The sequence below is a fragment of the Yoonia sp. F2084L genome, assembly GCF_023015625.1.
Lineage (GTDB): Bacteria > Pseudomonadota > Alphaproteobacteria > Rhodobacterales > Rhodobacteraceae > Yoonia.
Map to the genome: position 1 here is coordinate 132,186 of NZ_JALKAH010000005.1, position 13,429 is coordinate 145,614.

At 55.4% G+C, this 13,429-nt stretch carries 6 protein-coding genes; 2 read left to right on the forward strand and 4 right to left on the reverse strand.

Annotated elements, in window-relative coordinates; translation table 11 throughout:
- Positions 1–14: 14 nt before the first annotated feature.
- Both rpoC and rpoB read right to left on the reverse strand, forming a co-directional pair.
- Positions 15–4,271, reverse strand: a complete 4,257-nt coding sequence (rpoC, locus tag MWU60_RS14745; protein ID WP_247228147.1) for a DNA-directed RNA polymerase subunit beta' — start codon at positions 4,269–4,271, stop codon at positions 15–17.
- Positions 4,272–4,365: 94 nt separating this feature from the next.
- Positions 4,366–8,505, reverse strand: coding sequence for a DNA-directed RNA polymerase subunit beta (gene rpoB, locus MWU60_RS14750; RefSeq protein ID WP_247228148.1), 4,140 nt, complete (start codon positions 8,503–8,505; stop codon positions 4,366–4,368).
- 546 nt (positions 8,506–9,051) lie between these two features.
- Between rpoB and MWU60_RS14755 the strand changes: the two genes are divergently transcribed.
- Together MWU60_RS14755 and MWU60_RS14760 are read left to right on the forward strand one after the other, a co-directional pair.
- Positions 9,052–9,516: a DUF3015 family protein gene (locus MWU60_RS14755; RefSeq protein ID WP_247228149.1), complete on the forward strand. Its 465-nt coding sequence runs from the start codon at positions 9,052–9,054 to the stop codon at positions 9,514–9,516.
- A 77-nt stretch (positions 9,517–9,593) separates the two neighbouring features.
- A complete protein-coding gene (locus MWU60_RS14760) occupies positions 9,594–11,522 on the forward strand; it encodes a DUF4105 domain-containing protein (RefSeq protein ID WP_247228150.1) in 1,929 nt (642 codons plus the stop codon).
- A gap of 111 nt (positions 11,523–11,633) precedes the next feature.
- Here MWU60_RS14760 and MWU60_RS14765 read toward each other — a convergent pair whose 3' ends face one another.
- Positions 11,634–12,332, reverse strand: coding sequence for an amino acid racemase (locus tag MWU60_RS14765; RefSeq protein ID WP_247228151.1), 699 nt, complete (start codon positions 12,330–12,332; stop codon positions 11,634–11,636).
- Between the two features lie 3 nt (positions 12,333–12,335).
- Positions 12,336–13,349, reverse strand: a complete 1,014-nt coding sequence (locus MWU60_RS14770; protein WP_247228152.1) for a D-cysteine desulfhydrase — start codon at positions 13,347–13,349, stop codon at positions 12,336–12,338.
- Positions 13,350–13,429: the final 80 nt, after the last annotated feature.

The following is a 13,429-nucleotide window of genomic DNA, read 5'->3' on the forward strand; positions in this document are numbered from 1 at the left end:
TCATTTGACCGATCTTACGTGTCGTTGCTTTCCGGCGTGTCCACAACCAGATCATCCGCAAACACATTCGCGTCAGATGACGTATCCGCCATCTCCATCGGAGCGGCCAAACGTGCAGCTTCTTCAGCTTCCTCGCGGCGCGCTTCGATCACGACATTGTCGCGGTCAGCGGCCACACGGCGCACCTGCTGTGTCGCGCCACCCGTACCGGCTGGGATCAGACGGCCCACGATGACGTTCTCTTTCAGGCCAATCAGCTTGTCGCGCTTACCTTGCACGGATGCTTCGGTCAGAACGCGTGTCGTCTCCTGGAACGATGCGGCAGAGATGAACGAACGGGTCTGCAACGATGCCTTGGTGATACCCAACAAGATCGGCTCACCCTGCGCGGGGCGGTCGCCCCGTGCAAGTGCCTTGGCGTTGGCTTCATCAAATTCAGCCTTATCGACGTTTTCGCCTTTCAGCAGAACGGTGTCACCACTGTCCTGAATCTCCCACTTCTGGAGCATCTGACGTACGATAACTTCGATGTGCTTGTCGTTGATTTTCACGCCCTGCAGGCGGTACACGTCCTGCACTTCGTCGATCATATAGTCGGCAAGCGCCTCGACCCCCATAACCGCAAGAATATCGTGCGGGGCTGGGTTGCCGTCCATGATGTAGTCACCCTTCTGGACAAAGTCACCTTCCGCAACCGGGATGTGCTTGCCCTTGGGCACCATGTATTCGACCTTTACCTCTGCATCATCAGAGGATTCAATCGCGATGCGGCGCTTGTTCTTATAGTCCTTGCCAAAGCGCACGTAGCCATCAATTTCGGCGATGATTGCGTGATCCTTCGGACGACGGGCTTCGAACAGTTCGGCCACACGTGGCAGACCACCGGTGATGTCTTTCGTCTTGGCACCCTCACGTGGGATACGCGCGACAACGTCACCCGCTTTGATCTCTTCCCCGTCTTCGACAGACAGAACGGCGTCCACAGACATCGGATAAGCAACAGGGTTGCCATCCTCTTTGAGGACAACTTCGCCATCTTTGCCCAGAACGATGATCTTTGGTGCAAGCTCATTGCCCTTGGGTGCCGCGCGCCAGTCAGACACGATGCGCTGGGTCATACCCGTTGCATCATCTGTGTCTTCACGGACCGCGATACCGTTCACCAGATCAACGTATTTGGCTGTACCGGATGCCTCTGCAATGATCGGCAGGGTGTATGGATCCCATTCGAACATCTTGTCGCCGCGCAGGATATCCTGACCGTCTTTGACAAAGACCTTGGAACCGTAACCAACCTTGTGGCTGGCAAGCTCGTTCTCGTCCGCGTCCATGATCGACAGAGTCATGTTACGACCCATGACAACCATTTCGCCAGCGGCATTTTCCAGCAGGTTTTCGTTGTCGAAACGAACTTTACCCGGCTGTGATGCCTCCTGGAACGACTGCTGGCCACCTTGGGCAACGCCACCAATGTGGAATGTCCGCATGGTCAGCTGCGTACCAGGCTCACCGATGGACTGTGCAGCGATAATGCCAACGGCCTCACCGATGTTGACGCGTGTACCGCGGGCAAGGTCACGACCGTAGCACATGGCACAGACGCCATCCTCTGACTCGCATGTCAGCGGGCTACGGATACGCATTTTGCCAACGCCGGCAACGTCGATCATGTCGGCCTTGCGTTCGTCGATCAGCTCACCAGCTTCGACGATCACTTCGTCCGTACCCGGCTTGATGACATCATCAGCAGAGACACGGCCCAGCACACGCTCAGCCAAGGACGACACAACCTCACCATCGTTCACGGCAGCTTCGGCAGTGATCGCACGCTCAGTTCCGCAATCAACCTCGCGGACGATACAGTCTTGGGCGACATCCACCAGACGACGTGTCAGGTAACCAGAGTTCGCAGTCTTCAACGCCGTATCCGACAGACCCTTACGGGCACCGTGGGTAGAGTTGAAGTACTCAAGAACGGTCAGACCTTCCTTAAAGTTCGAGATGATTGGCGTCTCGATGATTTCACCGTTCGGCTTGGCCATCAGGCCGCGCATACCGCCCAGCTGCTTCATCTGTGTGACCGAACCACGCGCACCGGAGTGGGCCATCATGTAAACCGAGTTCGGTTCACCCTGAGAGCCGTCTTCCATCGTTGGCGTTGTACCAATCGTGGCCATCATTGCGTCGGTGACTTTGTCGTTGGCCTTTGACCACGCATCGACAACTTTGTTGTACTTTTCACCCTGCGTAATCAGGCCGTCCATGTACTGCTGTTCAAAGTCTTTGACCAAGTCGCGTGTTTCATCGACCAGTCCCCACTTGGTGTCCGGCACAACCATGTCGTCTTTACCAAACGAAATGCCCGCCTTGAACGCCTCGCGGAAGCCCATGGTCATGATCTGGTCACAGAAGATGACAGATTCTTTCTGACCACAGTAACGGTAGACCGTGTCGATGATCTGCTGCACTTCTTTCTTGCGCAGCAGACGGTTGACCAAGGCAAATGGTGCCTTCGCATTCAGCGGCAACAACGCACCAAGGCGCAAACGGCCCGGCGTGGTTTCAAAGCGCACCTGCACTTCGTTCCCTTCGTCGTCGATCTGCGTCATGCGCGCGTTAATCTTGGCGTGTAGGTGTACTTCACCAGCGGTCAAGGCGTGTTCAACTTCTTCGATATCCGAGAAGTTCATGCCCTCGCCCTTCATGCCGTCGCGCATGATGGTGGTGTAGTAGAGACCCAAGATCATATCCTGCGAAGGCACGATGATTGGCGCACCGTTGGAGGGCGACAACACATTGTTCGTGGACATCATCAGAACACGGGCTTCAAGCTGTGCTTCCAGCGAAAGCGGCACGTGAACCGCCATCTGGTCACCGTCGAAGTCGGCGTTAAACGCAGAACACACAAGCGGGTGCAGCTGGATCGCTTTGCCTTCGATCAGCACAGGTTCGAACGCCTGAATGCCCAACCGGTGCAGCGTTGGCGCACGGTTCAGCATGACAGGGTGTTCGCGGATGACCTCGTCCAGGATATCCCACACTTCGGGACGCTCTTTTTCAACCAGTTTCTTGGCTTGCTTGACGGTCGAAGACAGGCCCTTCGCTTCAAGGCGCGAATAGATGAACGGCTTGAACAGCTCCAGCGCCATCTTTTTCGGCAGACCACATTGATGCAGCTTCAGTTCCGGACCCGTCACAATGACCGAACGACCAGAGAAGTCGACGCGTTTCCCCAAAAGGTTCTGGCGGAAACGACCCTGCTTACCTTTCAGCATGTCTGACAGCGATTTCAGCGGACGCTTGTTGGCACCCGTGATCACGCGGCCACGACGGCCGTTGTCGAACAACGCATCAACAGATTCCTGCAACATCCGCTTTTCGTTGCGGACGATGATGTCAGGGGCGCGCAATTCGATCAAACGCTTCAAACGGTTGTTGCGGTTGATCACACGACGATAAAGGTCGTTCAGGTCAGACGTCGCGAAACGGCCGCCATCCAGTGGGACCAGCGGGCGCAGCTCTGGCGGGATCACAGGGATCACTGTCAGAACCATCCACTCTGGGCGGTTGCCGCTTTCAAGGAAGCTTTCGACGATCTTCAAACGCTTGATGATCTTCTTTGGCTTCAGCTCACCTGTCGCCTCTTTGAGGTCAGCGCGCAGTTGCTCTGCCTCAGATTCAAGGTCAATCTGGGACAGCATTTCGCGGATCGCTTCGGCACCGATGTTGGCCTGGAATGCATCCATGCCATAAAGGTCTTGGGCGTCGTTGAACTCTTCTTCGGTCATCAACTGGCCGTAAGTCAGGTCAGTCAGGCCGGGTTCGATCACTACGTAGTTTTCAAAGTAAAGGATACGCTCAAGATCGCGCAATGTCATGTCCAGCATCAGGCCGATGCGGGATGGCAGCGACTTGAGGAACCAGATGTGGGCCACAGGTGCGGCCAATTCGATGTGGCCCATCCGCTCGCGGCGGACTTTCTGCAGTGTGACTTCCACACCGCATTTTTCGCAGACAACACCGCGATATTTCATGCGCTTATACTTACCGCACAGGCATTCGTAGTCCTTGATCGGGCCAAAGATACGCGCACAGAACAGGCCGTCACGCTCTGGCTTGAACGTACGGTAGTTGATGGTCTCTGGCTTTTTGATCTCACCAAAGGACCACGACAGGATCCGTTCAGGAGAGGCCAAAGAGACCTTGATTTCGTCAAACGTTTTCGCCGGTGTGAGCGGATTAAACGGGTTGTTTGTCAGTTCCTGGTTCATCTTCAATTCCTTGAATTGGGGTGCATGGGGATGTGGGAATTGTGGGTTTCACCCACCCTACGGTAGGGTGGGTGAAACCCACGCGCTGCTGCGCCTATTCCTCATCCTCCGCATCCAGGAGTTCCATGTTGAGGCCGAGGCCCCGGACTTCTTTCACAAGCACGTTGAACGACTCCGGCACACCGGCCTCGAAGTTGTCCTCGCCTTTGACGATGCTTTCATAGACTTTCGTCCGCCCTGCCACGTCATCCGACTTCACAGTCAGCATTTCCTGCAAGGTGTAAGCTGCGCCATATGCTTCCAATGCCCAGACTTCCATTTCCCCGAAACGCTGGCCACCGAACTGGGCTTTACCACCCAACGGTTGCTGCGTGACAAGGCTGTAAGGCCCGGTGGAACGTGCGTGGATCTTGTCGTCGACCAGGTGGTGCAATTTCAGCAGATACTTCACACCAACAGTCACTTTGCGCGAGAACTGCTCACCTGTGCGACCGTCGAACAAAACCGACTGACCAGAGGTGTCGAAACCCGCACGCACAAGGCTGTCATTCACGTCAGCCTCTTTCGCGCCGTCAAAAACGGGCGTTGCGATTGGAACACCGTTGGTGACGTTACCCGCAGCCTCGATCAACAGATCCTCGTCCATGCCAGCAATGCCTTCGTCGTAGACATCGTCGCCATAGGCAATTTTCATCGCCTCACGCACAGGTGTCAGATCGCCAGAGCGGCGATATTCACCCAAGGCTTCGTCAATCTGAATGCCAAGGCCGCGTGCGGCCCAGCCCATGTGTGTTTCCAGAATCTGACCGACGTTCATCCGCGAAGGCACGCCAAGTGGGTTCAAACAGAAATCCACTGGTGTACCATCCGCAAGGAACGGCATGTCTTCCATAGGAACAACCTTGGAGATAACACCTTTGTTGCCGTGACGACCGGCCATCTTATCACCGGGCTGCAGCTTACGCTTCACAGCCACGAAGACTTTGACCATCTTCATCACACCCGGAGGCAGATCATCGCCGCGGCGCACTTTCTCGACCTTATCCTCGAACCGCGCGTCCATTGCACGCTTCTGGATTTCGTATTGTTCGTTCAGCGCTTCCACGATCTTGGCGTCATCTTCGTCAGCCATCGCCAGCTGCCACCACTGACCACGTGTCAGATCGGCAACGCTTTCCTCGGACACCACAGAACCCGACTTAAAGCCCTTCGGACCCTTGGCCGCTTTCTTGCCGCTGATGATGTCCCACAAACGCGCATAGATGTTGCGGTCAAGGATGACCATTTCATCGTCGCGGTCACGCGCAAGGCGTTCAACCTCTTCACGCTCGATCTGCAATGCACGTTCGTCTTTTTCCACGCCGTGGCGGTTAAAGACGCGGACCTCTACGACCGTACCAAAGTCACCCGGCGGCAGACGCAAGGATGTGTCGCGCACGTCAGATGCTTTTTCACCAAAGATGGCGCGGAGAAGCTTTTCTTCCGGCGTCATCGGGCTTTCGCCTTTTGGTGTGATCTTGCCGACAAGGATATCCGCAGGGCCAACTTCGGCCCCGATGTAAACGATCCCTGCTTCGTCAAGGTTGCGCAGTGCCTCCTCGCCGACGTTTGGAATATCGCGGGTGATTTCCTCTGGCCCAAGCTTGGTGTCACGGGCGGCGACTTCAAACTCCTCGATGTGGATCGAGGTAAAGACGTCGTCGCGCACGATACGCTCAGAGATCAGGATACTGTCTTCGTAGTTATAGCCATTCCACGGCATAAACGCGACGACCACGTTCTTACCAAGGGCCAATTCACCGATATCGGTAGATGGACCATCGGCAATGACCTGACCCTTCTGGATCTTGTCGCCCACCTTCACCAGCGGACGCTGGTTGATGCAGGTGTTCTGGTTGGAACGCTGGAACTTGCGCATGCGGTAGATGTCAACGCCTGCGTCACCCAACTCAAGATCAGATGTCGCACGGATCACGATACGCTGGGCATCGACCTGGTCGATGATACCACCACGTTTCGCCATGATCGCCGCGCCACTGTCGCGTGCCACAACTTCTTCGATACCGGTACCCACCAACGGGGCCTCGGCCTGAAGCAGTGGAACCGCCTGACGTTGCATGTTCGAACCCATCAGGGCCCGGTTCGCATCATCGTTTTCAAGGAACGGGATCAAGGACGCCGCAACAGAGACAAGCTGCTTTGGTGACACGTCGATCAGGTCAACGTTTTCGCGCGGAGACAGCGTATAGTCACCGTTCTTACGGGTTGAGACCAGTTCGTTGTTAAACGACCCATCGGCAGCCATATTCGCGTTGGCCTGCGCCACGGTGTGACGCATTTCTTCGGTCGCGGACATATAGGACACTTCGTCTGTGACCTTGCCGTCTGTGACCTTGCGGTATGGTGTTTCGATAAAGCCGTATTTGTTCACACGGGCAAAAGTGGCCAGCGAGTTGATCAGACCAATGTTCGGCCCTTCCGGTGTCTCAATCGGGCACATACGACCATAGTGGGTTGGGTGCACGTCGCGCACCTCAAATCCGGCACGCTCGCGTGTCAGACCACCGGGTCCAAGTGCGGACAGGCGACGCTTGTGCGTGACCTCGGACAGCGGGTTGGTTTGGTCCATGAACTGCGACAGCTGCGAAGAGCCGAAGAATTCACGCACCGCGGCCGCCGCCGGCTTGGCGTTGATCAGGTCCTGCGGCATGACTGTGTCGATTTCGACAGATGACATACGCTCTTTGATCGCGCGCTCCATGCGGAGCAGGCCAACGCGGTACTGGTTTTCCATCAGCTCGCCAACAGAACGGACGCGGCGGTTACCAAGGTGGTCGATATCGTCGATGTCGCCTTTGCCGTCACGCAGCTCAACCAGCGCTTTGATGCAGGATACGATGTCTTCCTTGCGCAGGGTGCGCATGGTGTCTTCAGCATCCAGATCCAGACGCATGTTCATCTTCACACGGCCAACAGCGGACAGATCATAACGCTCACTGTCGAAGAACAGCGTGTCGAACAGCGCGCTTGCTGAATCAACGGTCGGCGGCTCACCCGGACGCATGACGCGGTAGATATCCATGAGCGCGGTTTCGCGGTTCATGTTCTTATCTGCGGCCATTGTGTTGCGCATGTAAGCGCCCACTGTGACGTTATCGATGTCCAGAACTGGGATCGTCTTAATACCAGCAGCGACCAATTCGGTCAGCGTACCGCCGGTCACTTCACCAGCTTTGTCAACTTCAACAGTCAACTCATCACCGGCTTCGACGTAGATCGCACCGGTTTCTTCGTTGATGATGTCCTCGGATACGAACTTGCCCAGAATGTTGTCGTATGGAACCAGCAATTCAGTGACGTCGCCGGCATCAATCAGTTTCTTGACCGAACGCGGGGTAACTTTCTCACCCGCCTTGGCGATCACTTCGCCTGTTTTGGCGTCAACCAGATCATGGGCGGGGCGTGTGCCGCGCACACGCTCAGGGAAGAACTTGGTTGTCCAAGCAGCGCCCTTTTTGTCCAGCTTGTATTCCACAGTGTTGTAATAGGCATTCATGATGCCTTCCTGATCGAAGCCCAGCGCATAAAGCAGGGTTGTCACAGGCAGTTTACGACGACGGTCAATCCGGCAGAACACAAGGTCCTTGGCATCGAATTCAAAGTCGAGCCAGCTGCCGCGGTACGGGATGATACGGCAAGCAAACAGCAGTTTACCGGACGAGTGGGTTTTGCCCTTGTCGTGGTCAAAGAACACACCGGGGGAACGGTGCATCTGGGATACGATCACACGCTCGGTGCCGTTGACAACAAATGTGCCATTTGGCGTCATCAGGGGCATGTCGCCCATGAACACATCTTGTTCTTTGATGTCTTTGACAGACTTTGCGCCTGTATCTTCATCCACATCAAACACGATCAGACGAAGGGTCACTTTCAGCGGTGCGCTGTAAGTCATGTCGCGTTGCTGACATTCCTCGACATCGTATTTCGGCTTTTCCAGCTCGTATTTGACGAACTCAAGCACGGCGGTTTCATTGAAGTCTTTGATCGGGAACACCGACTGGAAGACACCTTTGATGCCTTCGCCGTCAAGCGGTGTATCACTGTCGCCAGAGCGCAGGAACAGATCATAAGAGGATTTCTGAACCTCAATAAGGTTCGGCATTTCAAGTACTTCGCGGATTTTGCCGTAGTACTTACGCAGACGTTTCTGACCAAGGAAGGTTGAAGCCATGTTTGCCGGGTCTCCATAATGTCAGAACGCGCGTTGGCTGGGCCACCAATGCGCGTCCGATTTACAGCAGGATCGTTTCAATACCTGAGGTGTATCCCAAAACACCTCTCCCGAAACGAACAACTTACCTGTCAAAACGCGCATCATCGGCGCTTTGAAAGACAAGCTAAAATATGGTTATGACATGGTTAATTTGGGCCGATCACGCTGGACGAGCGCGTCACTTAGTCGGGATTCGACAAAAGTTCAAGGTCAATAAGAAAAAACAGCGCGAAATGCACCGATGAAGCGGGGCGACACCTGACACCAGAAATGGCGACGGGGGCTTATCCGCGCGGGAAACTATGGTTCGGACCGCTTCAGATCATTCGTGGCAAATGTGCGTTACACGCTTAAGTCGAATAAACACCTTGTACCAGCAGCAATTCGGGGCAATGCTCACGATTGAGTGAACTGTTCATATCGCTCAACTTGTGAGAACCATAACTGGAGAAAAAACCTGTGAAGCAAAACCTCGTATATGTAGCCGCCGTTGCCGCCCTTTCTTTGACCGCACCAAACGTTGCCTCTGCGCAAGATATTGGCGCGATTTATACAAACTGCGGCCTTGGTGGCGCAATTTTCCCAAATGGTGATCAGCCCGTCGCACCTGTTATTGTCAACATCTTGGTGTCATCGCCGACCGTTCTGACCCAAGGTCTGCTCTTACCTGACAGCTGCTCCGGCGCGGGCGCAGTCTCTGCACGTATGATGCACGCAGCCTACCCACAATTCGAAGTTGATGTGGCCGTTGGCGAAGGTGAATACATCACATCGCTGATGAACGTGATGGGTTGTGACGAAGCGATACGCCCTGCGTTGATCGCCGACATGCGCACAAACCTGAACGACAGCATGTCTGACGTTACTTACGCAAGCATGGACGACGCTGACAAAGCACGCGACATGTATGTGGATATGTACCAGACCGTACAAGCCAACTATGCGGGTTCCTGCCTGCCCGTACAGTAACCACCGCTATTGAGGGGTTGGCAAAACACGTTTTTGCCAACCCCTTTTTTTTGCAAATCTCATCGGATCGCTTTTGCATGCTCCGTATATGCCTAATTTCCCTACTTTTGTTGATATCCGGACCACTGAGCGCGCGTGATGCGGGCGACCGTGCCCAGTTGCAAAGCCTGATCGCACAAGCCAACGATCTGCAACTCAGTGAGCGGGATCACTGGAAAGGTCTGCTACATTATCGCGGCAGAGCGCAGCGCAGTGAAATCAGCCCAGGTTCGTTTTTCCTCAGCCCTGAAGGTGCCACCGATCCGTTGGCCGAGATGGAGGCGACGCTAACTGCCGCCTTCGCCCCGATCAGCACTGATGTGAACACCTACGTGTCCTGTCGCTATCCGGCGCGCATCCGTTTTTTGCAAGATGCGCTGGACTGGACAGCCCCGCAGCAACCGGTTTGCCCCGACCTGCAACGCTGGCGCAGGGATGGCAGCGTTACAGGGATCAGTCTGGTTTTCGTCTCGGGTGATCTGTCGAACCCCGCCTCATTCTTTGGTCATATCTTGATGAAATTCAACGAGGACGGTGAAGGTGACCTGACAACTGACGACCTGAGCAACCGCAGCGTCAATTTTGGCGCACTTGTGCCCGAGGCCGAAAATCCCGTGTCTTATCTGGTGCGCGGATTGGTGGGCGGCTACCCATCCAGCTACAGTTCTACCAGCTACTTTGACCAACGCCACGACTACGGCGAAGATCAGTTGCGCGACATGTGGGAATACCGCCTGAACCTAGACGATGCGCAAGTGCAGCTTATGGTAGATCACACATGGGAATTGCAGGATGCGCGCAACACCTACTTCTTTCTGACCCGCAATTGCGCTTACGAGTTTGCGCAATTGCTTTCCTTAGCCATTGACGGGCTGACCTTGCCTGAAATCAAACTCTGGTCCACCCCCGCCGATCTGTTCGAGAGCCTGTCCGGCATGACCACCGCAACAGGCGCACCACTGGTGGCTGACATAGGGCTTGTCGCGTCGCGCCAGCGAAGTTTCCGACAGGCATACGCATCGCTGACGACCGCTGAGCAACAGGCACTGGACGATTTGTTGACCGCGCTGGATACAGGCGAAAGCGCCCCGGCCAGCTTTGACGAGAAAGACCCTCAAAGCCAAAGCCGCATTCTTGAGGTGGCTTTGCAATACACCCGCTTTGGCCGTGAAAAGCATGAGGCCGGTAGCGACGAAGCCACCAGTGCCCAGCAAATGCAGCGGCAACTGGCCCTGTTACGGCTGCAACAACCGGCAGGGGCCGCGTTAGAACCTGCACCCGATGATATCGCTCCGCCGACGCAGGGGCATCGGTCGTCACTGCTGCAGATCACCGCATTGTCGCACAACAGGCTTGGCGAAGGGATCGAGATCAGACTGCGGCCCGCCTATTCGGACCTTTTGTCACTTGATGCAGGTGCATTGCCCTATGGTGGCGTAGCGATGGGAGATATCCGTCTTTTGCTGCGCAACGATGAACTATCGCTGCGACAGTTGGACCTGATCAGGATCGAAGCATTCAACGTATCCCCAACCGCCCTGCCCTTTGACCGCGATCGTGCATGGACTTTCCGGATCGGTGCCGAAGATCGCGACCTAAGCTGCGATCAATGCCTCGTTGGTTTTGCCGAAGGGGGGTACGGGACCAGCATCGCATTGGGACAGAATGCGGCGCTCGCGCTTTTCGCCCAAGGGCGCGGGATTGCAGATGGTCGATTTGACGGCGCGCTTGAGGTTGGGCCGAACATCCAACTGGTCGGATCATTTGGCACAGCGATCAGACTGGCGGCAACGGCGCGCCACCTGACATCACATGGGTTGGACGACCAGAGCCGCTTTGAAGCATCAATCGACATGCGCTTTGGCGACAGCCAAACATCGGATGTACGGCTCAGAGCCCAGCACTTGCAACCCGACAGCGGGCAAAGCAATTCAGAAGTTGGATTGTCAGCATCATTCTTTTTCTAGTGCTCTGCCGAATGTCGGCCGCATTCCCCCCTCACCCGCATATCTGACCTCAAACAGAAAAACGGTCTTTGGATCAGAATGCGGCGACGGTCCGGTTTGGGGTTTTTTGATCTATCCAGTCGTCGAAAAGCCAACAATTTCCTGTGCCAACAGGTCAATGGTATCCACAACATGTGCATCCGGGACCACGCTATCTGCGATCAGCGAAAATTCGGAACAGGCAATGATCTGTAGCTCCACCGCAGCAGCATCAAGCACTGTCGAGGCGTCAAGTAGAGCGTTGCGTGCTCGCGGCTCTGGTCCTTGTGATTTAATCAAACTGATTGCAGCGAGCATGGCATCATCGCGGTTTGGCCAATGCACCGACATATCTTTTTTGCCCAGAGCCCGCTCAAATAAGCCGGCTTTCTGCACGGCAGGTGAGGCCAGTATGCCAACACGTCCACCCTCGCCAATAGCGCGCGCGGCATGGTTTGCAGCCAGATCAATCATGTTCAAGAAGGGAATGTCCACCGCGCCGGTTATCGCGTCTGCATAGTGGTGCGCCGTGTTGCAAGGCATTGCCAAGGCGGCGCAGCCCATGTGTTGCAACCTAATAGCCATCGCGGCCAGCGCAGGACCAGGGTCTTCGCCGGTGCCTTCAATCAAATGCGCGATGCGCGACGGCACCTGCGGATTCATGTCAATCATTAAGGGAACATGATCGCTGTCGTCATGCGCAGACACGGCATCAATGACTTTGCGTTGCAGCAATATGGTTGCTTCGGGCCCCATCCCGCCGAGTATACCGATTGTAAGGGGCCCGGGCATTTTCTAAACGTTCACCCAGCGGGAAGTGTGATCGAAGGCAAAGTCATAGCCACCCAACGCAGCCGCACCGCCTGTGTGCAAGAACACCACACGCTCATCTTTGAACTCGCCTTTGCGTGCCAGATCAATCAGACCTGCGGCACCTTTGGCCGAGTAACAAGGGTCAAGCAGAATGCCTTCCAATTCTGCAAACATCTTGATCGCTTCGATGCCGCTTTCGGTAGGAATGCCGTAGCCGTCGCCGACATAGTCGGTGTTCGCCATCACATCTTCACGCTTGACGATGCCGGGGCAGCCCAGCATTTCAGCGGTCTTACAGGCCAGATCATAAACCATCTGTTCTTGCTTGGGCTGCGGTGCGCGGGTGCCAATGCCCAATACGGGGATTTGTGCGTTCATTGCGCACATGCCTGTGACCAGACCTGCCTGCGTACCTGAAGAGCCTGTCGCGTGTGTAAGCCGGTCGATTTTCATTCCCATGTCATTGGCCTGCGAGACGAGCTCGAACGCGGCATTGACATAACCAAGCGCACCCGTCGGGTTCGAGCCACCACCGGGGATGACATAGACTGTGTGGCCCTTGGCGCGCATCTTCTCGGCGGCATTCTCCATTTCGCCGGGCATGTCATGGCCCGCAGGGAATTTCTCGGTCGTCGCACCATGTAGGTGATCCAACAACACGTTGCCGTTGGTGTTATAGTTGCCATCCTGATAACCAGTGCGATCTTCTAGCAGGATGTGGCATTTCAGGCCCAACTTTGCGGCAAAAGCGGCTGTTTGGCGACCGTGGTTGGTTTGGGTCGCCCCTTGGGTCATGACCATGTCTGCGCCCTGTTCCAAGGCTTCGGCCATCAAGAATTCAAGCTTGCGGGTCTTATTACCGCCCGTTGACATGCCGGTGCAGTCATCACGTTTGATCCATAACTCGACACCAAGTTCCTTTGACAACCTTTCCATTGGCTCAAGTGGTGTAGAAAGATGGGCCAGATGAACGCGGGGAAAGCGAGCGAGGTGCATTATGGTTCTCCTATATGTGTTTACGTCAATTTAGAGTGATATATCTTACGTTGCTAATGCGAATTACGCGTCTTAAGTTG